Origin of the sequence: Verminephrobacter eiseniae EF01-2, assembly GCF_000015565.1 — a bacterium.
In the GTDB taxonomy this organism is placed as follows: Bacteria; Pseudomonadota; Gammaproteobacteria; order Burkholderiales; family Burkholderiaceae_C; genus Acidovorax; species Acidovorax eiseniae.
Map to the genome: position 1 here is coordinate 3,493,274 of NC_008786.1, position 26,727 is coordinate 3,520,000.

Here is a 26,727-nt window from a genome sequence, read left to right on the forward strand (position 1 = left end):
TCAGAGGCTTTGCAGCTTGCGCGCAACGTGCTCGATGAAGTGGTTGCGGTCATGCGCCGTGACTGCGTTCATGTCGTGCAGTTGCAGCCAGGTCACCTTGCAGCGCCAGGCGAACAGCGCGCGCAGCGCGCGCGTGAACAGGCGCCGGCCCGGGTCGCCGATGGCCAGCACGAACCAGCGCGGCGAGCCGCCGGTGGTGACCACGGTGAGCCGCCGGATATGCCGCATCCCCGACTGCACCAGCCGGCCCTTGCGCTGCGCCGGCAAAAACGCCACGCCCGGCAGCCACACCCGCTCGAACCAGCCCTTGAGCATGGCCGGCGGCCCATGGAGCCAGGTGGGGTAGACGAACACCAGGTGCTCGGCCCAGAGCAGCGCTTCGACATGGGCTTGCACGCGCTCGCGGATCAGTTCGGGGTGGTCCAGGTAGGCGATGCGCTCTTCGCGTGTCAGCCTCGGGTCGAACCCCTCGGCGTACAGGTCGATGGCCCGGACGGGGTGCCGGGGCCGCAGCGCCTCCAGGGCGGTGCGGTAGAGCGCGTGGTTGAAGCTGTCAGGGTTCGGATGGCAATGGACGATCAACGTTTTCATGGAAAAGGGCCGGTTCGCCTGTCGGCGATACGGGGTCAGAGCCCAAAGGAACAAAGGCCGCGCGCAGCCTTATGGCAATCCAGGCGCCGGCATCTGACCCCGGCGCAAGCCGCGCGCGACCCACGGAACAATCAATCGATGCGTGGCAGCGCCCTGCGATTTCAATGGCCGGTGGATCAATGGCCGGTGAACTTCTTGCGCAGGTCCAGGCCGACGCCCTTGTTGACGAACTGCGTGGTGACGACCTTGGCCAGATCGACCTCGCCCGGCTTGTACAGGCCGGCCTTGACCATCTTGTCGTAGAAGTCCTTCACGCGCGCCTCGTCGATCGCGCCGATGCCGCGGGTGAGCGAGTCGCCACTGTCGACGATGCCCATTTTTTTGATCAGCGCTATCGAGCCTTGCAGCGCAGCGGGCGAGGCGTCGGGGTTGATCCGGGCGATCAGCGCGTTGGCGGCCTTGTTGTCGCCGTAGAGGTAGTTGTTCCAGCCGATGATCGAGGCTTCGATGAACTTGCGCACGGTCTCGGGCCGGCTCTTGATCAGTTCGGCGCGCGTCTCGATGGTGGTGGAGTAAGTCGAAAAGCCGCTGTCGGCCAGCAGTTGCACCACCGGGTCGAAGCCGGCCTGCTCCTTGATCGATAGCGGCTCGGAAATGGCGTAGCCCTGCTGCACCGAGCGCTTGTCGGCCAGGAAGGGGGCGACGTTGAAGGTGTAGGGCTTGAGCTGCGCATCGGTAAAGCCATGCTCGGACTTCATCCACTGCCAGAAGCTGAACTGGCCGTCTTTGCCGATGAAGGCCACGGGCGCCTTGGCCATGTCCTTGAGGCTGTCATAGCCCTGGCCGGGGTGCGCAAACATGGCCTGCGGGTCTTTCTGAAAGAAGGCCGCGACCACCACGGTGGGCACGCCGTTCTTCACGTTGTCGAACGATTGCAGCAGGTTGCCGGCCATCAGGAAGTCGACCTTGCCGGCCGGCAGCATCGGGCGGTTGTTGACCATCGGGCCGCCTTGCTGGATATCGACATCCAGGCCGTACTTCTTGTAGGTGCCATCTGCCAGCGCCTGGTAGAAGCCGCCATGGCCGGCCTCCGCCTTCCAGTTGGTGGCAAACACTACTTTCTCCTGGGCCTGCGCGGCGCCGGCCGCGAAGATGGCCAAGGCGGCCAAGGCAGCGGCTGTCAGCGCCAGGCCGAGGGCCAGCGGGCGGATGCGCAAAACGGGGGTATGCATGGGGCGTGCTCCTGTGGAAGTCTGTGGAAGTTGTGTCAAATGCCGGGCGTAAAAACGGGCGTTCGGGTGGGTGTTCAGACAGGTGTTCAGACAGGCGCTCAGGCGGGCGTTTTTTCAGCACCGGGCGGCCAGCGCCGGTCGCCAGCCCCGGGTCTTGCCGGGGTTCATCAAGCCCATCGGGTCGCTGCGTTGCTTGAACTCGATTTGCTGCGCGTCGATGGTTTTCATGCCGCCGTCCTCGATGGTCACGACATGCGGGTTGAAGATCCGGCAGCCGCCCTGCGCTTCGATTTCGCGCATCACTTGGTACTGGTGCTCCCGGCCCTTCCAGCGCACCAGCAGGATGCCGAAGGCGCAGCATTGGCCGGCGACGCGCGCAAAGTCCTGGTGCTGCAACACATCGCCGCCGAACAGGCGCAGGTGGCGCTCGACCACGGCCGGCTCGAACGGCGCGGCGTAGGCGACTTGCAGGTAAGTCCAACGGCGGTCGGCCTTGAGCGCTTGCAGCGTGGTGTGGTTGAACGCGCATTCGTAGGCCGGCGGCAGACCCTGGGCGCGCAGTTCGGGCTCGGTGCCGGCCACCGAAATCCGGCCGCCATGCCCGGCGACGAGCGCGCGAAATGGCGCCATCGAATCGGGCGCCACCATCGTGAACACCGCATGCCGGTCGGCCGGAAAGCGCTCGCCCAGGCTCTGGTACCAGGGCGAAAAGCGCGCTTCGACGCTGGACAGCAGGAAGATGTCCAGCGCCGGCGCCTGCGCGGCGATGCAGAAGTCGAGCGCGCCGCGATAGCCCGGAAAGAGCGCCGTGCAGTGCAGCCACTCGACGGCCGGGCTGAGCGCCACTTCGACATCGAGGATCACGCCGTTGGTACCGTAGGCATGGTGCACCTGCTGGATTTCGTCGCCGTGCAATTCGATGACACGCGGCGCGCGCTCCAGCGTCATGATGCGCGCGCGCAGCAGGTTGCCGCTGTCGCGCAAGATGCCGTGGCGAAACGAGCCGATGCCGCCGAAACCGCCGGCAATGAAGCCGCCGATCGAGGCCACCTGCCAGGTCGAGGGCCACATGCGCAGCGCCTGCCCGGTCTCGCGCGCGGCCAGTTCGATGTCGTGCATGCGCGCGCCGGCCTCCACGCGCATGCGCCCCGGCTGTATGTCGAGCACGCGGCACATTGGCGTCACGTCCATGACGATGCCGCCTTCGAGCGGCACGCACTGGCCATAGTTGCCGGTGCCGCCGGCGCGCACGGTCAGCGGCAAGTGCCACCGGGCGGCGACGGCGGCCACCTGGCGCACATCGTCCTCGGTGCTGACCTTGACCACGAGGTCGGCCACGCAGTGATCGAGTTGCGCGCTGAGGATCGGGCTGTACCAGTAAAAATCTTTGGACAACTGCTTGCGCTGGCCCGGCGCGGTGATCAGATGCAGGCCATGCAAATCGGCGCGCACGGCGTCCCAATCGACGGCCCCGGGCTTAGCGTTCATGCTGCATCTCGCTTTCATGCCAGTGGCCGAGCACCAGGCGCGACAGCGCGGCGAACAAGACGAAGATCACGATGCCCAGCAGCGACACCAGCAGCAGCGCCGCGAACATCATCGGAATCTCGGTGCGAAAGCTCGATTCGAGAATGCGCGAGGCCAGCCCCGTTTCCTTGCCCGCCGTGCCGGCGGTGAACTCGGCCACCACCGCGCCGATCAGGCTCAGGCCGCCGGCGATCTTCAGGCCCGCCATGAAGTACGGCAGCGCGCTCGGCGCGAGCAGGTAGCGAAAGGTCTGCCACGGCGAGGCCCGGTAGAGCCAGAACAGGTCGCGCAGATTGCGGTCCGCGCTTTTCAGGCCGATCACGGTGTTCGACAGGATCGGAAAAAAGGCCACGATCCAGGCGCACAGCAGCAAGGCCGCCGTGGTGTTCGGCACATAGATCAGGATCAGCGGCGCGATGGCGATGATGGGCGTCACCTGCAGGATCACCGCGATCGGGAACAGGCCGATCTCCACCCACTTGAACAACGCGAACGCAATCGCCAGCAGCACGCCGCCGACGATGGCGGCGGCCAGCGCCAGCAGCGTGAGCCTGACCGTGAACCACAGCGCGCTCGACAGCGAATCCCAATGTTCAAACAGCGTGCGCAGGATCAGCGACGGCGCGGGCAGGATGTAGTGCGGAATGCGGTGGGCGCGCACCAGCCATTCCCACAGCAGCAGCAGCAACGCCACGATGACCACGGGCACGACCAGGCGCAGCATGGCTGCGCTCCGGCGTTGCCGCTCCTGGTGCGCGCGCAACCGGTCTTCATGCGCGCCCGGCGCGGCCCCGGCAGGCCCCGCAGCCGCCAGATCGGCCGGCTCAGTGATCGATGCCCAGGCCATGCAAAGCTCCGTGCAGGGATTGCGACACCGCCGTGCAGTGCGCGTGGTAGCGGGCCGCGCTGCGCCAGTCGGCGCCGCGCGGATAAGGCTCGTCGATATGCAACTCGTCGATTACGCGGCCCGGGCGCGCCGCCATCACCACGATGCGGTTCGACAGGTACACCGATTCGTAGACGCTGTGCGTGACGAACACCACCGAAAAACGGTGCTCGCGCCAGATCGCCAGCAGGTCGTTGTTCAGCTTGATGCGCGTCATCTCGTCGAGCGCGGCAAAAGGCTCGTCCATCAGCAGCAGGCGCGGGCGCGTGACCAGCGCGCGGGCGATCGACACGCGCATCTTCATGCCGCCGGAGAGTTCGCGCGGGTACACATCGGCAAAGCGCGAGAGGCCGACCATTTCGAGCGCCTGCCGGACCACCGGCGCCGCCGCATCGCGGCGCATGCCGGCGAGCTTGAGCGGCAGCCGCACATTGTCGAACACCTTGGCCCAGGGCATCAGCGTAGGCTCCTGGAACACAAAGCCCAGTTCGCGCCCGCTGGGCGTTTGCTCGGCGCCGGACCAATGCATGGTGCCGCCGCTGCTGCGGGCCAGGCCCGCCATCAGCCGCAGCGCCGTGCTCTTGCCACAGCCCGAGGGGCCCAGCAGGCTGATGAAGTCATGCTCGCCGATGTCCAGCGTCATGTCCTGCAACGCCAGCGTGCCATTGGCAAAACGCTTGCCGACCTGGCGCAGGCTGACCAGCGGCCGGGCCGTGGCCGCTGGCGCGGGATGGGCCATGGCCGCCATCGCCGGTGTGTTGCCCAAGTGAGCCTCCTGCATTCGCGGTTTGAATGGGCGGTTTGAATGGGCCGTCTGAACCCGCTGCTCAGGACCAGGCCGGCAGGTTGGCCAGCCGCTCGAGCGGGAAGCGATCGACTTCGTGCAACAGCTCCGCCAAGCGGCGCCCCACATGGTCGAGCACGGCCGCGCCCTTTTCGGCGCTGGCGCATGTGGCATCGCCGGCAGCGCCTGCGGGGTTGATGTCTTGCATCTGCCAGCCGAGCTTGTTGCCGCCGGTGATGGCCAGCCACTGGCCCTGCGCGGCCAGGGTTTGGCCCAGCGAATCGAAATCGCGCAACTCGCCGGTGTGCACGTCACCGGGCCTGATCTGCAGCATCACCGAGCTTTCCAGCGCGCCGGCGTGGATGCCATGCCGAAGCTCCTGCGCAGCGAACAACCCCTCGGGCAGACCCAAGGTAAACCAGTTCGCAGCGACCACCATCATGGACTGCTCTTGACGCAAATCGCGTGCCACGATGTCCATCACGCTCATCTGGCCGCCATGGCTGTTGTAGAGCACCAGCTTGCGCACGCCGGCCCGGGCGACACAGGCGCCGATCTCTTTGCACAGCGCGATCGAGGTGCTTGCCGAAAGCGTCAGCGTGCCCGGATAGCGCGCATGCTCATTGCTCTTGCCGTAGGCCAGGGTGGGCAGAAAAAGCACTGGCAGCGCATCGGGCAAATGCGCCAGACTGGCGCGCACCATGGCGTCGATGGTGGCGGTGTCGGTGGACATCGGCAGGTGCGGCCCATGCTGCTCGATGGCGCCCAGCGGCAGCACGGCAATCAGCCGCTCACGGTCGAGACGGGAAAACTCCTGGCTGCTCAGGTCAGACCAAAAACGGCTGCGCAACGGTGGATGCATATCGTGGCGCTCCTTGTGACGGCGGATGACGACGGATGACGGCAGGCGGTGGGCGATGGCCTGCATTATCCTCGGCGGCGTGCGCTGCGACGAGCCGCACGACATCCCGACGAACGAAACCGGAGACGAGGACATGGACATCATCGCGACAGGACTGGAATTTCCCGAAGGGCCGATCGCACTGGCCGATGGCTCGGTGCTGCTGGTCGAACTGGCGCGTTCGACCCTGGTTCGCATCGAGCCTGACGGGCGCAAGCAGGAACTGGCCCATGCGCCGGGCGCATTCAATGGCGCCGCCATCGGCCCCGACGGCCGGGTCTACCTGTGCAACAACGGCGGCTTCGGCTGGGTGCGTGAGCGCGGCACATTGCGGCCCCACCTGCAGGCGCCCGACTATGCCGGCGGCGGCATCGATGTGTTCGACTTCGCCACGGGCCGGGTCGAGCGGCTCTACGATCGATGCGGCGGGCAGCCGCTCAAAGGCCCGAACGACCTGGTGTTCGACGCCAGCGGCGGATTCTGGTTCAGCGATCTGGGCAAGCGCAGGGCGCGCGACATGGACCGTGGTTTCGTGTACTGGGCGCGCGCCGATGGCAGCGAGATCCGCGAGGTCATCGGGCCGCTGCTCACGCCCAATGGCATCGGCCTGTCGCCGGACGGCAAGACGCTGTATGTGGCAGAGACGGAGACCGCGCGCCTGTGGGCCTGGGAGATCACCGGGCCGGGCCAGGTGCGCAAGCGCCCCTGGCCTTCACCGGCGGGCGGAACCCTGATCGCCGGCGTCGGAGGCCATACCCGGTTCGATAGCCTGGCGCTGAGCGCCAGCGGCAATATCTGCGTGGCCGCTTTGCACGCCGGGGCCGTCATCGAGATTGCCCCCACGGGCGCGCGCGTGCAAAGCCACCCGATGCCGGATCTGGGAGTGACCAACATCTGCTTTGGCGGCGCCGACATGCGCACGGCCTATGTCACCTTGTCGCACGAGGGACGCCTGGGGGCCATGCAGTGGCATGAGCCGGGGCTGCGGCTGAACTTCCAGCAATGACGCGGGCCACGGCCACCGGCGGCTGCCGGCGTTGCCGTGAATGCCATGCATATGTCGGGCCGCTGCGCGAAAAGATCCGGGACCGTGGTGCGCGGGGTGGTTCTGCCGCGCAGACCGTTGGACGGAGTATGGCCGGCGCAGCATTTGGCCTGGGGCCAATGACCGCCCGGCCAGTGCTTTCAGGCGATTGCATGGCCAACGGATAGGGGCCAGGGCAGACGCAATAGCCTAGTGTCGCGTCACCGATCATCTGTCGGTCTGCGCTGGCCATCGAAGCGCATCGCGGCGTTGCATCGCTTGCCAATACGCTCGGTATTGGCCGCACGATGCGCCTTGCGTTGCGCTCCGATGGCTGCGCGCAGCCTACGACATCTGATCGGTGACGCGACACTAGCCGGTCGGCAGCGCGATCGGCCACTGCATCAGCGCAAAACGGCGCTGCATCCGTTGGTTTCATGGGTCCGTTCTCAATCGTCCGGTCTCAACCCCGGAATTTCCCGCCATTGCAGACGTGGTGTAGTGCTCAGGCACAGCATGGTATCGGCACCACTGCCGATGATCCTCTTGGCGCGCTGCCCGGCGCGGCAAATGGGGGTGTTGGGAGTGCAATCGGGTTCCCCGGGTGGACAGGGCGGCCTGGCAAAAGCCTTTTTGGTTCTGTCAATCACCGAACGCACCTTTTGATCGCTAATGTCCCTGGCTGCGACAAACACCTGCGTGCTGTTCAGCGTGATGCTGCCTTGGATATTGCGCTCGGCCTTGCCCGAGATCGGATCGATGGTATAAAGCGCCGTGCGGTGGTTTGAAAAGCAAGGCGCAGATTCTCCGGCGACTGCTTGCCTCGGACGAACCGTCACAAACGACAAGACCCCCGCGCTCAGAGACGGGTCTGACAGGACCGCCTCGCCGGAATCTGGCAAATCCATATACCAGCCATTGTGGTTGGACCAATTCAAAGCCGGGGTATCGGCAGCGACGGTGACCACGCCCTCCGTGCTGCGTGTGTATGCGCGGCGCACCAAGGTATTGGTATCGACGGTCTTGACCCGAGCGAAGGACGGTGCCCCAGCGAGGCTACGCCGGTCCCAAATGCCATAAACCCGCTGCGTCACCCCGAGCTTGGGAAAATCCGCATCATCGAATGCACTGCCGGTCGCAAAATTGACCATGAGTCCGCCCTGGCCCATATGCATGAGCTGTGGCGCCGTCGTAATCGGAAGGCCGGCATTGTACAGAGGGCTGACGATACTGCCAATGCTGGCCTTGCCCGGTGCGCTGGCGATGGATCCGCTCTGGGGATCGACCTGCCACAGGCTCGGGTTGGTGGGGTTCGACAAATCAAATTTCCAGATATTGCCCTTGAGATCGCCCGCATAAGCCACATCCGCCGTGCCATCGCCATCGATATCTTCCCAGCGGGGCATGGACAGGCCATTGTTGGGTCCGGTATCCGCCACGATTTTCAGGTAACCCTCGTTAGCACCCGGCGTCCAGCGAACTCTATCGAAACCACCGGGGACATCGGGGGCATTGGGGCCATTGACAAAAAGAACGAACAGCACCGCCTTGCCCGAGTCGGATTTGTAGCCATTGCCCAAAAGCAGGGCATATTTGCCATTGTTCATCTTGGCGACCGGCGAGGCCTGGTTCGAGGTAGGGTGAATCGTCACATCCCCGGTGATATATCCCAGGTCCGGGTCATCGTCCGCAGTGAATTGCCACTTGAATACATTGGCCGCATTGTCTTCGGTCAAATCGGCAATACAGGTGGCATCCAGCGCAAAAACACCTTTGCCACCGCGCCCCAAGGTGCCGAATACATAGGTTTTCCAGGCGGTGTTTGCTGGTGCGGTGCACTTAGAGGTGTGCGTAGCGAGGCCCACTTTGACATCGGCAGAAAAAGGATTGCCGTCGACATAGGGCCAGACCGTGCCGCCCGGAGGGTGATTTTCGGCGCCGATCACAAAATCCTTTCCAGCCAATTTCGTGCGCCCGGCAGCGTTGCTACCCCGCTGCAACGGTATCTCCGTCAGCCGGTTGGCCAAGGCGCCTGGCACATAGGCAAAAACCTCGTCTCCGGTGTCGGGATTGAACGCATGCAGCATACCGTCGTTGGCAGCCACCCAAAGCAGCTTGGCGCGGTCTTTATAGCTTTTATAAAAATGGACATAATCCTTATCCGACCTGAGGCCGGCCAAGGTAGAGTCGGGGCGGCCCTGGACCCAGGGGGTCGCATTCACCACCGGGCCAAGCAGACTGCCGACACGCTGGCGCAGCCCGTTGAGGCTTTCATTTGATTGATCGCCGCGAATATAATTCAGCGCCAGTATTGCATTCGTTTCCGACAACCGGTTCCTGCTCTGTGTCGTCGTCATTTGATCCTTGTAAAATCGGGACAATCCTTCGTCCCACCTGAACTTGGTGCCTGCCGACGGGCTATTTCTGTTGTTGGTAATGATTTGTCTGCTATTGGCGACATCGGTTCGGGTCTGGAGCAGGGCGCCCGCTTTCCACTCCGGTGTGGTTTTGAATTCACCCGTGGCGGAATCGATTTTGTAAGCCTCCAACTCACCCGTCACGGTCGTGCTGTCAAATCGCGCGACGAATTTATACTCCGCGCTCGACACTTGCGCCGCGGCAATGGCCGGCACGGCATTGGTGTTTTTGGCCATCACATTGAGCGCATTGCGCAGGTACGCTTCGAGCAACTCCGGGCGGCGTCCAAGAAAGTAGCCGTCAGGAATACCATCCTGGCCAATGCTTCCGTCCATTTTGACTCTGTCCCAGCTATCATTGTTGTGGGTAGGGGGCATGGCCAACGGGGTGCCGTAGGTGCCATCGGCATTTTTCACACTGGAATTGAATGCGCCGTATTTTCCAACGTACCAGAGTGGATCCTTGATGAGGGCATCCGATTCTCCAACCATGTGGAATTTTTCGGAATGCAAGAAATCAGCGTTCTTTACCGTGCAATTCTTTTCGGCGGTGGGTATGTCAGGATCGCCGGTATTGCCATCGCCCGTGACGTTGCACACCGTATTTGCATAGCTGAGGGTGTTGCCGATGACTGTCTTGGCACGATAATCTGTATCACCGCACAGATACTGGGATGTCGGTGGCATGCCGGCCAGTATCGGATTGCCTTCCCCCGAATTCTGGCTTCCGTGTTGATGGGTAAGATATCGGCCACTGGCATCGACGAGGTTGCCGGCAGCATTTTTCCTTTTGACTCCGCTGATACTGAAGCCAAACGTATTCCCCAGAGCGCCACAGACATTGACGATATCTGTCGTCACCTTGACATCCCAACCCGTAGCTGAGTTGTCCGGGTTGTAGACCAGGTCATAACGGATGAAACCAACGATATCCATATCGTAGTCGGCACCCAAAAGAACGTCGCTCCAGGCCACGATGAAAGCGCCATGGCGCGGACTGGAACTGATCGATACAAAGGACAAGGGCGCGTTGACCTTGCCGCCGTCGCTCACACTTTCCGGTGTGATGGTTATATATCGTCTGGGGTTGAGGAGGGGGAGGGGGGTAGAAGGGTCATGGGTGGCACCCGAAGCACGGGTGGGGACGGGAATATCGATGCGCGGCGCTCCGCCCGAGAGGGACACGGCCATCGTCTTGACCGTCAACGCATTTTCCAGTTTGTCGAAACCTGCAGGAGGAGGGCTGGGCAGGGGACGAATCCGCGTGGTATTGCCATAGAGCGCAGCCCCGGCAATCTGGTAGCTTCCCTTCAGGGCCGGAGCCTCGGGGCAAATACCCCTGACATCTGAAAGCCGTTGGACTGTTTTGGCGGAACATGATTTATCATCATTGCCAGGCACGGAACCTACGGAACGAGCGGTGCCATGAATGCCTTCGGCCTGGCCTATTTTGTTGACGAAAGAATCGAGTCCGCTACCGGTCCCCGGCAAACTGGCAAATGGATCGGCTGCTCGCTCATCATAACTGAGGGTGCCGGAAGAGATCGCCAAAACATTTAACGGACGGCAAATGGCATTGCCGTATTTGGCCCTGCGTGCATTCGAATCGGCAAACGGGTTGATCCATGGGGCTACCGGCATGCCGACACTGCGGTCGGCCACCGTGACTGCCGGGTTGCTGGGCGTGGGCGTCGTTCCGTTGTAAGCATAATACTGCAATGTTTGCACGAGCATTTCACCCAAAGGATTGAGCCAGGTAGAATTACTTACAAAGCCTTGCAAACCGCGCGAATAGTTGTAAAGAACCATGGCGTCGAAGGTTCTGATGATGCCTGCAGCGACATTTGACGCAGGCGGCGTTGCGGCGCAACCGGAATCAGCGCTATGGGTGCCAAGGTTATTATGGCAAAAGACACCGGTGTTGCGGTCGATCTCATCTCCCAGATCACCCATGTTTTTCCGCAGCGCCCCCGCCACTCCTGCTATTTTGTCAGGCTTGTCAGGGTTGTTTCCATTGTCATTATAATTATCATAGCTGCCGCTGATCAACCCGAATTCCACCCGGGCCGCTTCTGTGGCAGTTTTGGGGTAGCCAAATTCCTGAAGCAAACCATAGGGCTTGAAATGGGTCGTGGACTCGGGTGGAAACGCCTGGCAGCGTTCTTCACCCAACAGCGCAGGATCGCATACCCTGACCCGAACGTTCAGTTGCGGGCCGATGCCGGAATAACTGGCGCCATCATCCTTATCCTTTATCCACGGAATGGTTATTTCATGGTAGACCCGCCGGTCTCCGATCTTTCCATCTCCCTTGTCCTCATCGTGGTAAAAACGCGAGAGCTTGGGGCCAAAAGTACCTTTCGCATAGCCTTTGGGATCAAAATCGGTGTCATCACGCCAGCGGCAGGATTCCCACTCCACGGTAGACCAGAAACGGTAATTTCCCTTGACCAAGCGCATGACGGGCTGCGCTTCGTTATAATCACCGGCAGTGCCGGTCAGGCAAATACTCAGACCCGCATATTGATCCTTGTTGGACCCGGTAGTCTTGGTGAGCGCTGCCTGGCTGAATGGCGTGTAATCGCGAATATCGGTGCCATTGTAATATTTGACGAACGAGTGCGAATCCATCACCATTTTGGCCCCCATCAGGACCGTCGCCGCAGTGCCATCCACATCCCTGTAGCCGCCATACAGCATTTTACGGACGATATCCAGCCGGGTCATGGCGGCCCAATTGAGAAAATTGCCGCTCCAATGGGATGCGCTGGCTGAGCATTTGTATCTGGTGGCAGTGGTAGTGGTAGTGGCAGTGCCGACAGTGACGGGCTCCTGGGTGGCCATGGCTGCCGGAACGAATCGGCCACCGGCATTGGTCTCGTAAGCATAGCATTTGCTTGCATCGAAATAGCCGTAATACTTGAAAGTCGGCTTGAAGGTGGTGTCGATCACACCATCGTCATCGAGATCCTCAAAATCGTTGTAGGCAGGACCGAAAAACTGGTGGCTTTTGGATGCAGTCAGCATCACCATCGGTTTGCTGGCGGAGCTGACGATATTGGGCGGTATTGCGTTTTGCGGCGCTGATACATTGGCATTCGTGAGCACAGGCTCTGCCGGCAGATTCATGCTGCTGCAGAGGATGAGCAACAGCAGATTCGTCTTGATGTTGACTGATATTTTCATGGTGCGTCGTTGCGTATGAGGAATGGCCACGGGCTTTCCATCACGGAAGAAATGCTGCCTGCAGCACGGCCCGGGTTCACCGTGGGTTGCATGCGCAGTCCCGGGAAACTTTGATGCCGGCCTCGATCCACAAGCGCAGGTTGCTACCGGCAGTGGGTTGGCAGGCGCTCGCGAGGGGCGGTCGATGCGGCATGCAGTTGATCATACGAGTGACAAGCTGCCACTTCGCACTACATAGGTATCGACTATGTAACGATTGAGCCAAAAGGTTTCTTACTGGTCTTTGCGGATTTGTCTGTTACGGCTGCCGTTGCCGTCTGTTTTTCTCGATCACTGCGCCGTCAAAGCAAGGGTGCCCGGGCTGTGGGTTTGGGCGCGCAGGTCAGGATTTGCCCGGCGATACAGCGCATGCGGGTGAAGCAGCGCCGGGATATTGGCTCACTGTGGTGTGGTATTGGCTGCGTGGTTGCGGCGCGGCTGCGGCATGCAAGCCCGAATCTACCGTGGGGCCACGGGGGGTGAGCACCTGCTGATCCGGACGCTGGCCTGATGCGTGGTGCGGCATGGTGCTCCGCAGGCCGAACGGCGCCCGATCGCGGTCTGCCGTGGCGCTGGCTTCGCGCGCGATGGGCCGCAAGATTTCAGGCGCCAGCGGCGTTCATGCCTCATCCGGGGAGTCCAGCCCCAGTTCCTGGATTTTGCGCGTGATGGTGTTGCGTCCTATGCCCAGACGCTGCGCGGCTTCCATGCGGCGGCCGTGGGTGGTGTGCAGCGCGGTGCGGATCAGGCAGGACTCGAAGCGCCGCGTGAGCGCATCCCACAGCTGCGATTGGCCGCCGGCGAGCAGCTTTTGTGCCTCGATTTCCAGTATTTCTTCCCAACTGGCCCGATGGCCGTCGTTCTCCCGCTGGGGGCTGGTGGCGGCAAAGGCCGGCATTGCCGGCGCGTTGCCCGCCATAGTGGCGGGCACAGGCGGGGGCAGTGCTTCCTGCGGTTCGGCAGGGGGGGGGCAGATGGCAGTTGCCGGCACCGCCACCGGCTCGCTGGCGTGGCCGATCTGCTCCATCCGCGCGGGGGGGTGGTGCGCGGCTTGGTGCGCAGGCGCCTCCAGCACTTCCGGGGGCAGGTCTTGCAGCGAGATCACCTGGGCCGGCGCCATGACGGTGAGCCAGTGGCAGATGTTCTCCAACTGGCGCACATTGCCTGGGAAGGCGAATTGCTCCAGCCGCGCCAATGCCGAGTCGGCGATGCGTTTGGGTTCCACGCCCAACTGTCTGGCGCTTTGTTGCAGGAAGTGGCGCGTGAGCATGGGCACGTCTTCACGCCGCTCGCGCAGCGCGGGCAGGCGCAGGCGGATGACGTTCAGGCGGTGGAACAGGTCTTCGCGGAAGCTGCCGGCCTTGACGCGCTTTTCCAGGTCTTGGTGGGTGGCGGCGATCACCCGCACATGCGCCTTGAGCGCCGCATGGCCGCCCACGCGGTAGAACTGGCCGTCCGATAGTACGCGCAACAGGCGCGTTTGCAGGTCGAACGGCATGTCGCCGATTTCGTCCAGGAACAGGGTGCCGCCCTCGGCCTGCTCGAAGCGGCCGCGCCGCTGGGTTTGCGCGCCGGTGAAGGCGCCGCGTTCGTGGCCGAACAGTTCGGACTCGAGCAGGTCTTTGGGGATGGCTGCGGTGTTGATGGCCACGAAGGGGCCGTCGGCGCAGGGCGAGTGCTTGTGCAGCGCGCGCGCCACCAGTTCTTTGCCCGAGCCGGATTCGCCGGTGATCAGCACGGTGACCTGGCTTTGGCTCAGCCGGCCGATGGCCCGGAACAGGTCCTGCATCGCCGGCGCCTGGCCCAGTATTTCGGGCGTTGCGCCTTGCCGCTCTTCGGTGACTTCTTCGCGCTGGCTTTCTTCCACGGCGCGGCGGATCAGGGCGACGGCCTTGGGCAGGTCGAAGGGCTTGGGCAGGTACTCGAATGCGCCGCGCTGAAAGGCCGAAACGGCGCTGTCGAGGTCGGAGTACGCGGTCATGATGATGATCGGCAAACCGGGTTGCAGCTCGCGCACTTTTTCCAGCAGCAGCAGGCCCGAGCCGCCGGGCATGCGGATGTCGCTCACCAGGACCTGCGGGCCTTGCCGGCCGCAGTCGCCGGTGTCGAGGTCGGTCAGCGCGTCGAGCACTTCGCGCGGCTGTGTGAAGCTGCGCGTGGGCAGGTTTTCGCGGGCCAGCGCCTTTTCAAGGACGAAGCGGATCGAGGGGTCGTCATCTACTATCCAGATCGGCTTCATATGGTTTTTCTTACCTGCCTGTGATGGCGTGTCGGCGTGTCAGGGACCTCAGGGCAAGGGGATCAGGATGCGGAAGTCGGTGCGACCCGGTACGCTGTCGCATTCGATCAACCCGCGGTGCTGTTGCACGAAGGTTTGCGCCAACGTCAGCCCCAGCCCCGATCCGCCGTCCCGACCCGATACCAGAGGGTAGAAAATCCGCTCTTTGATGGCGTCGGGAACGCCCGGTCCGTTGTCGATGACATGCAATTCCAGTGCCAGCCGATAGCGCTGGCGGCCAAAGGTCACTTGCCGGACTACGCGGGTGCGCAGCGTGATTTCGGCAACCCCTTGCAGCATGCGCTCGCACAGCGCCTGGGCTGCGTTTTGCACGATGTTCAGCATGGCCTGGATGATCTGCGCGCGGTCGCCACGGAACTCGGGGATCGATGTGTCGTAGTCACGCAAGATCGTCAGGCCCTGCGGGTATTCGAGCAGCACCAGCGCGCGCACCCGCTCGCAGACTTCGTGGATGTTCACGTCGCTGACCAGATGGGGGTGGCGGTGCGGCGCCAGTAGCCGGTCGACCAGGCTTTGCAGGCGGTCGGCCTCGTGGATGATGACCTGGGCGTATTCGGCGAGTTCGCGGCTTTCCAGTTCCATTTCGAGCAACTGCGCGGCGCCACGGATGCCGCCCAGCGGGTTCTTGATCTCGTGGGCCAGGTTGCGGATCAATTCCTTGTGGGCCTGGGCCTGATCGCGCAGCCGTTCTTCACGGTCCTGCCGGGCTTGCTGCTCCAGCGGCCATAGTTCGACCAGAATTTCTCCCGCCTGTTCGGCATCGGCCACACTGACATGCACCGGCACCGGGTCCTGGTGCAGGCGCTTTAAGCTGGCCTCATAGCGCAGCGCGCTGAAGTCCTTGCCCCGCGCGCCTGCCAGCGCGGTTTGCAGCAGCGCAGGGTCGGTGAAAAAGCTGGCGAAGTCCGCGCCTTCGAGCGTGCGCCGCGACAGGCCCAGCGTGTTCTCCAGGGCCGCGTTGGCAAATTGCACGGTGCCATCGGCGCCGCGCAGCACGGCCACCAAGGTGGATATCAGGTCGAGCGAATGAACGCGCCCGGCGCCGGGAGGATCGGGGGGGGGCGAGGGCAGGGGGCTCATTGCGTTCCTGAATCAGCCATGCACTTTGCCGGCGTCGCTGGCCGTACATCCGTACTGTCTGCGCTTTGCCTTCGCGTCCACGAATGATTGGGAAATATGATCGAGAAATGAATGACACCCGGGGCACGATCAGTCGGCCGCAGCGGGCAGACGGGCGATCTCGCGCTTGATTCCGGCGATGTCGCTTTCGCTGCGGGCCACGCTGGCTTTGAGCTCGTCCGAGCGCTCTTGTCTGCGCTGCGGGTTGCGCAGATCGATCGCGTTGCGCTCGGGGTTGCCGTCGCTGTATTCCTTGAGCAGTTCGGCATGGCGCGCTTCGGCCTTGCGCAGTTCGGATTCGAGGATGGCCCGCATGTCGGCGTCGCGTGCCTTCTGGTCGCTGCTGCCGGTGCGGGGCGTGGCAGGGGAGGGCGCTGCACCAGCGGCGGGCGCAGCGCCCGATGCGGGCCGGCTGCCTTGCACGACCGTGACGTTGCCCCCTTCCATCAGCTTGCAGCCGCGCTCCTTGGCCTGCGCGGCGTTGTTCGTGTATTCGCTGCCACAGCGGTAGATGCGCTCTTGCGCCAGCGCGGCGGGGAGCATGGCACTGACGAGTAGCAGGGGGATGAGCGTTTTTTCCATTCGGTTTCCTCGTGCGCTGGCATGCAGGGCAGAGGGGGGAGTATCCATCAATCACCCCCACATCTCCAATCCGGCAACGGCTCAGTGTTGCGGGATGGGGGAATCAGGCGGCAAAGGCGGCTTGCGCCGCCTTTGCATATCGCCATCGCCGGTTACAGCGAGTAATACATGTCATATTCGACCGGGTGCGGCGCCATGCGAAAGCGCGTGACTTCGCCCATTTTGAGCTCGATGTAGGCGTCGAGCATGGAGTCGGTGAACACGCCGCCCTGGGTCAGGAAGCCGCGGTCCTTGTCCAGGTAGTCCAGCGCCTGGTCCAGGCTGTGGCATACGGTCGGCACCAGTTTGTCTTCTTCGGGCGGCAGGTGGTACAGGTCCTTGCTGGCGGCTTCGCCGGGGTGGATCTTGTTTTCCACGCCGTCGAGACCGGCCATCATCAGGGCCGAGAAGGCCAGGTAGGGGTTGGCCGATGGGTCGGGGAAGCGCGCTTCGATACGCCGGCCTTTGGGGTTGGCAACGTAAGGAATGCGGATCGAGGCCGAGCGGTTGCGGGACGAGTAGGCCAGTTTGACCGGCGCTTCGAAGCCGGGCACCAGGCGCTTGTACGAGTTGGTGCCGGGGTTGGTGATCGCGTTCAGCGCACGGGCATGCCGGATGATGCCGCCGATGTAGTACAGCGCAAAGTCCGACAGGCCGGCATAGCCGTCGCCGGAGAACAGGTTCTTGCCATCCTTCCAGATCGACTGGTGCACATGCATGCCGGAGCCGTTGTCGCCGGCGTAGGGCTTGGGCATGAAGGTGGCGGTCTTGCCGTAGGCGTTGGCGACGTTCCAGACCACGTATTTGAGCACCTGCGTCCAGTCGGCGCGCTGGACCAGGGTGCTGAACTTGGTGCCGATTTCGTTTTGCCCGGCGCCGGCTACTTCGTGGTGGAACACTTCGACCGGAATGCCCAGGGTTTCGAGGATCAGCGCCATTTCAGCGCGCATGTCTTGCGTGCTGTCCACCGGCGGCACCGGAAAGTAGCCGCCCTTGACGCCGGGACGGTGTCCACGGTTGCCGCCTTCGAGCCGGGCGCCGGAGTTCCAGGGCGCTTCGTACTCTTCGATCTCGAACATGACCTTGCCAGGCTCGTTCGCCCAGCGCACGCCGTCGAAGATGAAGAATTCCGGCTCGGGGCCGAAGTAGGCGGTATCGCCCAGGCCGGAGGCTTTCAGGTAGGCTTCGGCGCGCTTGGCGATGGAGCGGGGGTCGCGGTCATAGGCCTTGCCGTCACCGGGCTCGATCACGTCGCATTGCAGGAACAGCGTGGTTTCTTCATAGAAGGGGTCGAGGTTGGCGGTCTGGGGGTCGGGCATCAGTTGCATGTCCGAGGCTTCGATGCCCTTCCAGCCAGCCACCGACGAGCCGTCGAAGGCGTGGCCGGCGCTGAACTTGTCTTCATCGAAGTGGGACACGGGCACCGTCACATGCTGCTCCTTGCCTCGGGTATCGGTGAAACGGAAGTCGACGAACTTGACTTCGTTGTCCTTCACCATCTTCATCACGTCTGCAACGGTCTTGGCCATCAGGTTCTCCAGGGTAAAGCGCTTGTTGAAAAAACTGGCCGAACAAAAGCAGTTTGCGTGCCAGCCGGGTGCAGCCGCTGCACCATGAATGAGCGGGCCGGACGACGGGCCGGTGCGGCCCCTGCCGCAAAGCACCTGTGCGGTGCAGTTGGGCGCCGGCCTGCGGGCGTCACGGCCTGCGCACCAATTCGGGGCCGCAGTTTGCGCCAAATGCGTGCAGTCCGATTTTCAAGTCCTGCCAGGCGGCGGGAACCAAGGGGCTTGGCCCTTTGACGCCCAATTCGATATGCCGCCCGTATCGCGGATGATCGACGCTGGGCAGACTGAATACCCGCACCGCCGGGTGCATTTTTTCGATGCGTTCCATCAGTGGCGTCAGCGCAGCTTCGAGCGCTCCGAAGACGATCACCGACTGCTCGGTATGCGGGCTGCGGTGGAAAAACGCTGCGCAATGCTGCTCCAGCGCCCATTCGATCATCGGCCAGGCCATCACCGGAAAGCCGGGCACGAAGTGCACCATTGCGCCCCCGGCCCCGGTGCAACTGAATCCGGGAATCTTGTTGTACGGGTTGGGAATGATGGCGGCGCCCGCCGGAAACCGCCCCATGTTGAGCCGGTGGACGTTGTCGGGGCGCTCCGGGTCCGGGGCCATCCCTTGCTCGCGCGCGATGTCTTGCATGCGCTCGCGGATCGATGCCTCGGCCTCGGGGTGCAGCACCAGTTCGCAGTCCAGCGCACGCGCCGCGCATTGCCGTGTATGGTCGTCGGGCGTGGCGCCGATGCCGCCGCAGCAAAACACCATGTCGTCCGAGGCGAAGGCCCGCTGCAAGCAGGCCGTGATGCGCTCCGGGTGGTCGCCGACATAGTTGGCATAGGCCAGCGACAGGCCACGGGCCGACAGCAGTTCGATCACCTTCGGCAGGTGCTGGTCAGAGCGCTTGCCCGAGAGGATTTCATCGCCGACGATGATCAGGCCGAAGGCCGGGGTCATGCTGCCGGGGTCGCGTCGTTCGCTTCGGCGCGCAGGCTTTGCAGTGCCGCCAGTCCATAGTGCGTGAACCAGAGCGACGAGAACGCAAAGATCAGGGTGTAGCCCCAGATGGCCAGCGGCACCAGGACGAAGAACGCAGCGGCAAACACCACGCCCGAGGCCCACAGGATGCTCGGCGCGGCGCCCAGATAGCCGGTGAGGATGCCTATGCCCAGCAGGCTGGTGCGGTGGCGGCGCAAGATCTCCTGCCGTTCCTGTTTGCTGGCATGCCCGGCCAGCGCGTCGAAAGCCATCACCCGGTATGTCAGCCAGCCCCAGATCAATGGCGGCACGATGAGCACCAGCGGTGGCACCAGCCACAGCGGAATCGACACCAGCAGCGCCAGCAATGCCAGCACGGTCGAGCCTAGCGACCAGGCCACGCTGGCAATGAAAGAGCCGCCCCGCTTGCGCTCGAGTTGCGGAAAGCGCCGCTGGGCCACCAGGGCCACCAGAGCGGGCGTCATCAGCAGCGCCACGATGAGCAGCGACACCAGCACCAGCAGCGGCGCCGCTGCCAGGATCACCATCATCTGCGCCATCACGGAGCGCGGATCTCCCAGGCCCGTGCCCTGCCACCAGTTCCAGATGAGGCCCATCACGGAGGCATCCAGCAAGGAGCGCATGCCCTGGACCGCCGCATCCCAATAGAAATAGCCCCCGCCCAGCGCCAAAACCGCGATCAGCAGCAAGGGCAGCAGCGATAGCGCAATCACGCGCGGGCGCAGGCAGTAAGCGCCAGCGCGCCAGAAAGAATCGAGCAGTAGTTGCATACGGTCTCCAGCATATACCTTCAGCGGCTCAGGCCCGGCCCAGCAACCGCAACACACCGCGCCACTGTTGGGCGCAAAAACCCTGGCCATAGTCGCGCAATTGCCCGTCCGGGCCGGGCTCGATCTGATCGCGCACGCCCGTGGGGTCGTAGCGTAGCTCGAAATTGGCGCTGCCCATCAGCATGTCCCACCAGGGCAGCAGCACGCCAAAATTGTGCCCGCCCGGCAGCACGCGCTGCGCCGCGCCGCCCGCGATCGGTTTGATCGTCTCGTGGCCGATGCCGATGCCGTGGTGCAGGCGGTGAAAGCGGGGGCTGATCCAAAGCCGCTCGCCCCAGCGACCAAACCAAAGGCGCAGGTTGGCATGTTGAAAGCTCTCGCTGAGTTGGGTGAGCGCCACGATGGCAATGAACTGGCCCGGTGCCACGCCAATCAGTTGCGCCACGACCACCAGGATGGCATCGCGCAGCAGGTCGTCGAGCAGGTGGTTGCGGTTGTCGCTCCACATGGTCATTTGGCGCTGCGCGTGGTGCAACGAATGCAGACACCACCACCACGGGATCTGGTGCTGCCCACGGTGAATCCAGTAGTCGACGAAATCGAACACCACCAGATACAGCAGCCAGCTCACCCAGGGAATGTCGGTGACGCCCGGCCAGAGGCCATCGAGCTGCAAACTGCTGACGCCGGCGACCCGCAGCGCACCGAACAAGGAATCGACCAGCGGATCGAGCGTAAAGAACAAGGCCAGGCGGAACAGGCCGAGCCTGTGGATCAGGGTATAGAGGATGTCCGTGCGGACGCTGGCACGGTCGCTCAGCGGCTCCACGGGCCAAAGGCGCTGCATGGGGCCGATCAGCGCCACGATCACCAGCAACTGCAACAGGCCCACCAGCAGCCAGCCCGCAGCCTCGTAGCCATTTTCCAGCAGGCTGGCCAACCCCATGGCAAACATCAGCGGCTGCAGCACTGTCTCGAAGAGCCACTGCTGCACGCCATCGAATCCATTGCCCAGCCATTGCATCTGGTCACGCTCCATCGAACGGCATCAACGGGCTGTCGCCGCTGCATCACCGGAATGCGCGTGCGCAGCCAAATGCTCGCGCAAGGCAGGGTGCTCGCGCAGTGTGCGAAAACAAAAACCCTGCTGCTGGAGCCCCACGATCAGCGGCTCCAGCACGGCCGGTGCCCAGGGGTCTTTGCGCGACCAGATACCCAGATGCGCCAGCAAAATATCGCCACTGCGTACCCCGCGCAGCGCTTTGCGCAGCAGCGCCGCGTTGCTGATCCGTTCGCTGGGCAGATCATCGCCCAGGAAACCGGCCGGCGACCAGCCCACATGCAGATAGCCGCAGGCACGCGCACTGGCCAGCAGTTGCGGCGAGGTCTTGCCGCCCGGAGCGCGAAACAATGGCAACGGCGCCCGACCCGTCAGCAACCGCAGACGCTCGGCGGCCTGGGTGATGTCTGCGCAATAGTCAGCGGCCGACATCGCAAACTCCTGCCCCGCGCGCGGCCCCGCCGACGGGCGCACCAGGAACGAGGGATTCGGCGCATGGCCCAGATCAGCGCGCCAATAGCCATGACTCCAGGTGTGGGAGGCAAACTCATGCCCCTCTGCCGCACGGGCGTGCCACCAAGGGGCCCAGTGCGCACCCAAGCTGCCGTCCCCCTCCTTCGTGCGCTCGTTCGCGGCAAAAAAGGTCACGCGGACCTGCTGCCTTTTGAGCACCTCGGCCACCAGCGGCGCAATCCCCATGTGGCCGGTATCGAACGTCAGATACAGCGGTTGGTGACAGTCTTTTTCTGCATTGGCGCAGGAACCATATACGCAACAAGCTATCGTTATAATAGCAAATCGGTAGCCGGCACCTTCGGTCTTCCAGCCGCCGTCCCTGTGGCCCATGGACCTGCTCCAGCCGATCAACGCGGCGCGTGCTGCAGCGTCCAGACGCCATGGGGCGACTTGCCCACGGCGACCTGCCGCACCACCCGTTTGGCCTCGGTATCGACCACGGACAGCTTGCGCGCCCAGCGTGAACTGACGTAGATGAAGCGACCGTCCGCAGACAGGTCCATGCAATCGGGCCCGCCGGGCACAGGGTATGACTCGACCACCTGCTGTGTCAGCATGTCGATCTTGCTGATCGAATTGGCCACCCGGTTACTGACATAAAGGTGGCGGCCATTGCCAGCAGAGCGGAATGCATGCGCCCCATTGCCGGTCTGGAGCTTGTTGATGCTGACCGGCCCAGGCCCCGACACATCGAACACCTCGACCGCGTTGCCGCCCGTCAGGCCAACGAACAGGTGCTTGTCGTCAGGGCTGCCATAGATATCGGCGGGCATGGGGCCGGTCTTGGTGCGCCATCGGATGGTCTGGGTCGCCAGATCAAAGGCCACCAACTCATCGCTGTCCTGCATGGTCGCGTACACCATGGTGCTGCGGCTGTCGATCCACAAATGGCTGGGCGTGCGCGACGTGGCCACACGCCGCACCAGGGTCAAATCCTGGCCATTCCAGTGATAAAAATCCACATGGTTCAAACGATTGGCGGCCGTGACAAACCACTTCATGTTGGGGCTGAAGCGCAGTTGGTAAGGGTCGACAATGCCGTGCACAGTGCGCTGCACCTGCGCCGTGCGGGGGTCGACGAAGGTCAGCGTATCGCCGAGCGCATTGGCCACGATGAGCGATTTTTCGTCGGGTGTCAGGTACAGGTGGTGCGGCTCTTTGCCCGTCGCGATGCGCGCCGTCTCGGTCCAGGTCACAGGATCGATGACACTGACATTGGCATCGAGGGAATTGAGAACGAACAAAAGGGGAACTGCAGCCTGCACACCATGCAGGAAAAACCAGAACCCACCGAGGACGGCGCACACGCGCGCAAGCGGAAAAATCTTCACGACAGCACTTTGTTCGACACAGGCCAACAGTGTAGCCCTGCGCTGCCCCGTCATCGGGCAGATGCATGGAGAAAATAGCTCGATCCAGGCGCTGCCGAAATGCAAAAACCCCCCAGTGGATCAGGACTGGGGGGTGGTTGGTGGGGGCAGATAAGTGGAGCCTGACGATGACCTACTTTCACACGGGGAGCCGCACTATCATCGGCGCGAAGTCGTTTCACTGTCCTGTTCGGGATGGGAAGGAGTGGGGCCAACTTGCTATGGTCATCAGGCGTAACTGGGTGGTGGCGGGCCTGAGGGGATGGGGTGGTACAGGCGCGCCGGCATTCATAGGGTCGGGGGGTCAGCTGGGAAGTTCGATTGCGTAGGTTGCGGGACAACAAAGTTATGGGGTCAAGCCGCACGAGCAATTAGTACAGGTAAGCTCAACGCATTGCTGCGGGTACACACCCTGCCTATCAACGTTCTGGTCTGGAACGGCTCTTGAGGGGGCTCAAGGCCCCGGCAGATCTCATCTTGAAACGAGTTTCCCGCTTAGATGCTTTCAGCGGTTATCTCTTCCACACATAGCTACTCGGCGATGCCACTGGCGTGACAACCGATACACCAGAGGTGTGTCCACTCCGGTCCTCTCGTACTAGGAGCAGGCTTTCTCAAATCTGCAGCGCCCACGGAAGATAGGGACCAAACTGTCTCACGACGTTTTAAACCCAGCTCACGTACCTCTTTAAATGGCGAACAGCCATACCCTTGGGACCGGCTACAGCCCCAGGATGAGATGAGCCGACATCGAGGTGCCAAACACCGCCGTCGATATGAACTCTTGGGCGGTATCAGCCTGTTATCCCCAGAGTACCTTTTATCCGTTGAGCGATGGCCCTTCCATACAGAACCACCGGATCACTATGTCCTGCTTTCGCATCTGCTCGACATGTCCGTCTCGCAGTCAAGCACGCTTATGCCATTGCACTATCGTCACGATGTCCGACCGTAACTAGCGTACCTTCGAGCTCCTCCGTTACGCTTTGGGAGGAGACCGCCCCAGTCAAACTGCCTACCATGCACTGTTCCCGATCCAGATGATGGACCCGGGTTAGAACCTCAAACATGCCAGGGTGGTATTTCAACGTTGGCTCCATGAAGTCTGGCGACCTCACTTCAAAGCCTCCCACCTATCCTACACAGACCTGTTCAAAGTCCAATACAAAGCTGCAGTAAAGGTTCATGGGGTCTTTCCGTCTTTCCGCGGGGAGATTGCATCATCACAAACATTTCAACTTCGCTGAGTCTCAGGAGGAGACAGTGTGGCCATCGTTACGCCATTCGTGCAGGTCGGAACTTACCCGACAAGGAATTTCGCTACCTTAGGACCGTTATAGTTACGGCCGCCGTTTACTGGGACTTCAATCAAGAGCTTGCACCCCATCATTTAATCTTCCAGCACCGGGCAGGCGTCACACCCTATACGTCCACTTTCGTGTTTGCAGAGTGCTGTGTTTTTATTAAACAGTCGCAGCCACCGTTTTTTTGCAACCCCGATCGGCTCCCTCTGTTCGAGTTCACCTACTTGGGGCATACCTTCTCCCGAAGTTACGGTATCAATTTGCCGAGTTCCTTCTCCTGAGTTCTCTCAAGCGCCTTAGAATACTCATCTCGCGCACCTGTGTCGGTTTGCGGTACGGTCGTGTGCAGCTGAAGCTTAGTGGCTTTTCCTGGAAGCCGGGTATCACTCACTTCGTCTGCGAGCAGACTCGTTATCACCTCTCATCTGCACCCGGTGGATTTGCCTGCCGGGCATGACTACGGGCTTGAACCAACTCTTCCAACCGTTGGCTGAGCTAACCTTCTTCGTTCCCACATCGCACTGCACATCGGTACAGGAATATTGACCTGTTTCCCATCAGCTACGCATTTCTGCCTCGCCTTAGGGGCCGACTCACTCTACGCCGATGAACGTTGCGTAGAAAACCTTGCGCTTACGGCGAGGGGGCTTTTCACCCCCTTTAACGCTACTCATGTCAGCATTCGCACTTCTGATACCTCCAGCATCCGTTGCCGGACACCTTCACTGGCCTACAGAACGCTCTCCTACCACTTGCCAGGCGCGGGGCCTGGCAAATCCGCAGCTTCGGTAACTGGCTTGAGCCCCGTTACATCTTCCGCGCAGGACGACTCGATCAGTGAGCTATTACGCTTTCTTTAAATGATGGCTGCTTCTAAGCCAACATCCTGACTGTTTTTGCCTTCCCACTTCGTTTCCCACTTAGCCAATTTTAGGGACCTTAGCTGGCGGTCTGGGTTGTTTCCCTCTTGAGTCCGGACGTTAGCACCCGGTGCTCTGTCTCCCAAGCTGTACTCTGCGGTATTCGGAGTTTGCATAGGTTTGGTAAGTCGCCATGACCCCCTAGCCTAGACAGTGCTCTACCCCCGCAGGTAATACTTGAGGCACTACCTAAATAGTTTTCGGAGAGAACCAGCTATTTCCAAGTTTGATTAGCCTTTCACCCCTATCCACAGCTCATCCCCTGGTTTTGCAACACCAGTGGGTTCGGACCTCCAGTACCTGTTACGGCACCTTCATCCTGGCCATGGATAGATCACTTGGTTTCGGGTCTACACCCAGCGACTTTCTCGCCCTGTTCGGACTCGATTTCTCTTCGGCTTCCCTATTCGGTTAACCTTGCCACTGAATGTAAGTCGCTGACCCATTATACAAAAGGTACGCAGTCACCCTTGCGGGCTCCTACTTTTTGTAAGCATGCGGTTTCAGGATCTGTTTCACTCCCCTCCCGGGGTTCTTTTCGCCTTTCCCTCACGGTACTGGTTCACTATCGGTCGATTACGAGTATTTAGCCTTGGAGGATGGTCCCCCCGTCTTCAGACAGGATTTCTCGTGTCCCGCCCTACTTTTCTCCAGCTCGGTACCACATTCCGGTTTTCGCATACAGGGCTTTCACCTTCTATGGCCGGGCTTTCCAGCCCGTTTTGCTAACCGTCATGCTATCTCTGGATGGCTGTTCCGATTTCGCTCGCCACTACTTTCGGAATCTCGGTTGATGTCTTTTCCTCGGGCTACTGAGATGTTTCAGTTCGCCCGGTTCGCCTCGCGCGCCTATGTATTGAGCGCGCGATACCTCTTGCGAGGTGGGTTTCCCCATTCAGATATCTCCGGATCAATGCTCGTTCGCCAGCTCCCCGGAGCTTTTCGCAGGCCTTCACGTCTTTCGTCGCCTGTAATCGCCAAGGCATCCACCACATGCTCTTAGTCACTTGACCCCATAACTTTGATGTCTTTCGCAAGTCATCTGTGTTCAGTTCTTCAAGCGCTGTTTGAATATCCGTTTTGACGCAATCGGATTTCCCTGTCGCCAGCCAGCGCTGCTCGGCCCTTGGTCGGGCCCGCAGCCTTTGCCGGCGACGCTGATTCGACTCTATGAATTTTTAATGAACAGCCGTTCGATCTCTCGATGTCGATCAACAACGAAGGGGTCTTTTGTCTTTCCCGAGGTTTCGCTGTCCCTCGTTTCGGACTCAAGGCCGCTTTGGTGTTGTCGGTGTGGTGGAGGATGACGGGATCGAACCGACGACCCCCTGCTTGCAAAGCAGGTGCTCTCCCAGCTGAGCTAATCCCCCGGGCCTGCCTGTTGTCTGGCTCTGGTGTCTGCCCTCTGGTGGGTCTGGTTGGGCTCGAACCAACGACCCCCGCCTTATCAAGACGGTGCTCTGACCAACTGAGCTACAGACCCCGTCGGCTCGCGCCAACCCGTTCCAACAACCGATAAGTGTGGGCGTTCGATTTCGTTTGCTGCTTTTGTCTGCTGTCTTTTTCCAGAAAGGAGGTGATCCAGCCGCACCTTCCGAT

General features: G+C 62.0%; 17 protein-coding genes, 2 tRNA genes and 3 rRNA genes (1 of these 22 running past the window's edge). 1 reads left to right on the forward strand and 21 read right to left on the reverse strand.

From position 1 onward, the window contains the following. The 6 genes from VEIS_RS15265 to VEIS_RS15290 all read right to left on the reverse strand — a co-directional run bounded on the left by VEIS_RS15265 (position 1) and on the right by VEIS_RS15290 (position 5,882). Entirely contained in the window at positions 1 to 591 is a 591-nt protein-coding gene (locus VEIS_RS15265; RefSeq protein WP_011810866.1) for an NAD(P)H-dependent oxidoreductase, read from the reverse strand. A gap of 176 nt (positions 592 to 767) precedes the next feature. Next, complete coding sequence (locus VEIS_RS15270) at positions 768 to 1,823, reverse strand: ABC transporter substrate-binding protein (protein WP_011810867.1); 1,056 nt, start codon at positions 1,821 to 1,823, stop codon at positions 768 to 770. A gap of 114 nt (positions 1,824 to 1,937) precedes the next feature. Next, the gene (locus VEIS_RS15275; protein ID WP_041950081.1) at positions 1,938 to 3,311 is read right to left on the reverse strand and encodes an FAD-binding oxidoreductase; all 1,374 of its coding nucleotides are present in this window, start codon (positions 3,309 to 3,311) and stop codon (positions 1,938 to 1,940) included. Next, on the reverse strand, positions 3,301 to 4,197 hold the full coding sequence (locus tag VEIS_RS15280) for an ABC transporter permease (protein WP_011810869.1): 897 nt from the start codon (positions 4,195 to 4,197) through the stop codon (positions 3,301 to 3,303). The genes VEIS_RS15275 and VEIS_RS15280 overlap by 11 nt, the downstream gene beginning before the upstream one ends. Then, positions 4,175 to 4,975 (reverse strand): ABC transporter ATP-binding protein, encoded by an 801-nt coding sequence (locus VEIS_RS15285; RefSeq protein ID WP_011810870.1) that lies wholly within the window; start codon positions 4,973 to 4,975, stop codon positions 4,175 to 4,177. The genes VEIS_RS15280 and VEIS_RS15285 overlap by 23 nt, the downstream gene beginning before the upstream one ends. Positions 4,976 to 5,063: 88 nt before the next feature. After that, positions 5,064 to 5,882 (reverse strand): creatininase family protein, encoded by an 819-nt coding sequence (locus tag VEIS_RS15290; protein ID WP_011810871.1) that lies wholly within the window; start codon positions 5,880 to 5,882, stop codon positions 5,064 to 5,066. Between the two features lie 133 nt (positions 5,883 to 6,015). Between VEIS_RS15290 and VEIS_RS15295 the strand changes: the two genes are divergently transcribed. Further along, on the forward strand, positions 6,016 to 6,927 hold the full coding sequence (locus VEIS_RS15295; protein ID WP_011810872.1) for an SMP-30/gluconolactonase/LRE family protein: 912 nt from the start codon (positions 6,016 to 6,018) through the stop codon (positions 6,925 to 6,927). Between the two features lie 467 nt (positions 6,928 to 7,394). Here the strand turns inward: VEIS_RS15295 and VEIS_RS15300 are convergent, their stop codons facing one another. The 15 genes from VEIS_RS15300 to VEIS_RS15370 form a co-directional block, all read right to left on the reverse strand. Continuing rightward, positions 7,395 to 12,548, reverse strand: a complete 5,154-nt coding sequence (locus VEIS_RS15300; RefSeq protein ID WP_011810873.1) for a pilus assembly protein — start codon at positions 12,546 to 12,548, stop codon at positions 7,395 to 7,397. A gap of 658 nt (positions 12,549 to 13,206) precedes the next feature. After that, positions 13,207 to 14,826, reverse strand: coding sequence for a nitrogen regulation protein NR(I) (gene ntrC / locus VEIS_RS15305; RefSeq protein ID WP_011810875.1), 1,620 nt, complete (start codon positions 14,824 to 14,826; stop codon positions 13,207 to 13,209). Between the two features lie 48 nt (positions 14,827 to 14,874). Further along, a complete protein-coding gene (glnL, locus tag VEIS_RS15310) occupies positions 14,875 to 15,966 on the reverse strand; it encodes a nitrogen regulation protein NR(II) (protein ID WP_011810876.1) in 1,092 nt (363 codons plus the stop codon). A 129-nt stretch (positions 15,967 to 16,095) separates the two neighbouring features. After that, entirely contained in the window at positions 16,096 to 16,587 is a 492-nt protein-coding gene (locus VEIS_RS15315) for a hypothetical protein (RefSeq protein ID WP_041950082.1), read from the reverse strand. Positions 16,588 to 16,739: 152 nt separating this feature from the next. Then, positions 16,740 to 18,155 carry a type I glutamate--ammonia ligase gene (gene glnA / locus VEIS_RS15320; RefSeq protein WP_011810878.1) on the reverse strand — a complete coding sequence of 472 codons (1,416 nt, stop codon included), beginning with the start codon at positions 18,153 to 18,155 and terminating at the stop codon, positions 16,740 to 16,742. A 169-nt stretch (positions 18,156 to 18,324) separates the two neighbouring features. Continuing rightward, positions 18,325 to 19,146 (reverse strand): competence/damage-inducible protein A, encoded by an 822-nt coding sequence (locus VEIS_RS15325; RefSeq protein WP_011810879.1) that lies wholly within the window; start codon positions 19,144 to 19,146, stop codon positions 18,325 to 18,327. Then, the gene (locus VEIS_RS15330; protein WP_011810880.1) at positions 19,143 to 19,958 is read right to left on the reverse strand and encodes an EI24 domain-containing protein; all 816 of its coding nucleotides are present in this window, start codon (positions 19,956 to 19,958) and stop codon (positions 19,143 to 19,145) included. The genes VEIS_RS15325 and VEIS_RS15330 overlap by 4 nt, the downstream gene beginning before the upstream one ends. A 28-nt stretch (positions 19,959 to 19,986) precedes the next feature. Then, complete coding sequence (locus VEIS_RS15335) at positions 19,987 to 20,982, reverse strand: sterol desaturase family protein (RefSeq protein ID WP_011810881.1); 996 nt, start codon at positions 20,980 to 20,982, stop codon at positions 19,987 to 19,989. A gap of 24 nt (positions 20,983 to 21,006) precedes the next feature. Continuing rightward, positions 21,007 to 21,864 (reverse strand): polysaccharide deacetylase family protein, encoded by an 858-nt coding sequence (locus VEIS_RS15340; protein ID WP_011810882.1) that lies wholly within the window; start codon positions 21,862 to 21,864, stop codon positions 21,007 to 21,009. Between the two features lie 17 nt (positions 21,865 to 21,881). Continuing rightward, positions 21,882 to 22,865: a YncE family protein gene (locus tag VEIS_RS15345; protein ID WP_041950084.1), complete on the reverse strand. Its 984-nt coding sequence runs from the start codon at positions 22,863 to 22,865 to the stop codon at positions 21,882 to 21,884. 159 nt (positions 22,866 to 23,024) lie between these two features. Continuing rightward, positions 23,025 to 23,137 (reverse strand): 5S ribosomal RNA (gene rrf / locus VEIS_RS15350). Between the two features lie 117 nt (positions 23,138 to 23,254). Continuing rightward, a 23S ribosomal RNA gene (locus tag VEIS_RS15355) occupies positions 23,255 to 26,141 on the reverse strand. Between the two features lie 281 nt (positions 26,142 to 26,422). After that, a tRNA-Ala gene (locus tag VEIS_RS15360) sits at positions 26,423 to 26,498 on the reverse strand. Positions 26,499 to 26,534: 36 nt separating this feature from the next. Further along, a tRNA-Ile gene (locus VEIS_RS15365) sits at positions 26,535 to 26,611 on the reverse strand. Positions 26,612 to 26,697: 86 nt separating this feature from the next. Beyond that, positions 26,698 to 26,727, reverse strand: a 16S ribosomal RNA gene (locus VEIS_RS15370); it runs 1,504 nt beyond the window's last position. The 16S, 23S and 5S rRNA genes sit together here with 2 tRNA genes alongside, the layout of an rRNA operon.

Bases quoted from the DNA above. Each gene is read 5' to 3' on its own strand.
- VEIS_RS15285 (WP_011810870.1), bottom strand. From the start codon at position 4,975: ATGGCCCATCCCGCGCCAGCGGCCACGGCCCGGCCGCTGGTCAGCCTG.
- VEIS_RS15340 (WP_011810882.1), bottom strand. From the start codon at position 21,864: ATGGGCCACAGGGACGGCGGCTGGAAGACCGAAGGTGCCGGCTACCGA.
- VEIS_RS15300 (WP_011810873.1), bottom strand. From the start codon at position 12,548: ATGAAAATATCAGTCAACATCAAGACGAATCTGCTGTTGCTCATCCTC.
- glnA (WP_011810878.1), bottom strand. From the start codon at position 18,155: ATGGCCAAGACCGTTGCAGACGTGATGAAGATGGTGAAGGACAACGAA.
- VEIS_RS15280 (WP_011810869.1), bottom strand. From the start codon at position 4,197: ATGGCCTGGGCATCGATCACTGAGCCGGCCGATCTGGCGGCTGCGGGG.
- VEIS_RS15325 (WP_011810879.1), bottom strand. From the start codon at position 19,146: ATGACCCCGGCCTTCGGCCTGATCATCGTCGGCGATGAAATCCTCTCG.
- VEIS_RS15275 (WP_041950081.1), bottom strand. From the start codon at position 3,311: ATGAACGCTAAGCCCGGGGCCGTCGATTGGGACGCCGTGCGCGCCGAT.
- ntrC (WP_011810875.1), bottom strand. From the start codon at position 14,826: ATGAAGCCGATCTGGATAGTAGATGACGACCCCTCGATCCGCTTCGTC.
- VEIS_RS15335 (WP_011810881.1), bottom strand. From the start codon at position 20,982: ATGCAATGGCTGGGCAATGGATTCGATGGCGTGCAGCAGTGGCTCTTC.
- VEIS_RS15270 (WP_011810867.1), bottom strand. From the start codon at position 1,823: ATGCATACCCCCGTTTTGCGCATCCGCCCGCTGGCCCTCGGCCTGGCG.
- VEIS_RS15265 (WP_011810866.1), bottom strand. From the start codon at position 591: ATGAAAACGTTGATCGTCCATTGCCATCCGAACCCTGACAGCTTCAAC.
- VEIS_RS15295 (WP_011810872.1), top strand. From the start codon at position 6,016: ATGGACATCATCGCGACAGGACTGGAATTTCCCGAAGGGCCGATCGCA.
- VEIS_RS15315 (WP_041950082.1), bottom strand. From the start codon at position 16,587: ATGGAAAAAACGCTCATCCCCCTGCTACTCGTCAGTGCCATGCTCCCC.
- VEIS_RS15290 (WP_011810871.1), bottom strand. From the start codon at position 5,882: ATGCATCCACCGTTGCGCAGCCGTTTTTGGTCTGACCTGAGCAGCCAG.
- glnL (WP_011810876.1), bottom strand. From the start codon at position 15,966: ATGAGCCCCCTGCCCTCGCCCCCCCCCGATCCTCCCGGCGCCGGGCGC.
- VEIS_RS15330 (WP_011810880.1), bottom strand. From the start codon at position 19,958: ATGCAACTACTGCTCGATTCTTTCTGGCGCGCTGGCGCTTACTGCCTG.